The 378-nt window shown below is 72.2% G+C and carries 1 pseudogene; it reads left to right on the top strand.

From position 1 onward, the window contains the following. A pseudogene (locus OX89_RS08950) lies at positions 1 to 378 on the top strand (IS21 family transposase); the annotation flags it as partial.

Here is a 378-nt window from a genome sequence, read left to right as displayed (position 1 = left end):
GCACACACCACCACGCCCGAGCACATGCCGGCCTCGCACCGGGCGCACCTGCAGTGGACGCCGGCCAAGCTCATCGCCTGGGGTGAGCGCGTGGGCGCGGCCACCGCCGCCGTGGTGCGCTGGCAGATGGAGCACCGCCAGCATCCCGAGCAGGGTTACCGCTCCTGTCTGGGCCTCATGCGCCTGGGCCGTGAGTACGGGGCTGACCGGCTGGAGGCCGCCTGTGCGCGGGCGCAGTCGATTCGCTCACCGTCCTACAAGAGCATCGCCTCCATCCTGGGCTGCGGCCTGGACCAGCGGCCGCTGGATGCGCCGATGGCCGCACAGGCGAGCCTGCCGCTGCACGAGAACGTGCGCGGGCCGGGCTACTACCACTGA

Source organism: Diaphorobacter sp. J5-51 (assembly GCF_001023515.1).
Classification (GTDB): Bacteria; Pseudomonadota; Gammaproteobacteria; order Burkholderiales; family Burkholderiaceae_C; genus Diaphorobacter; species Diaphorobacter nitroreducens.
This window is presented reverse-complemented; position numbering and strand designations above follow the sequence as displayed.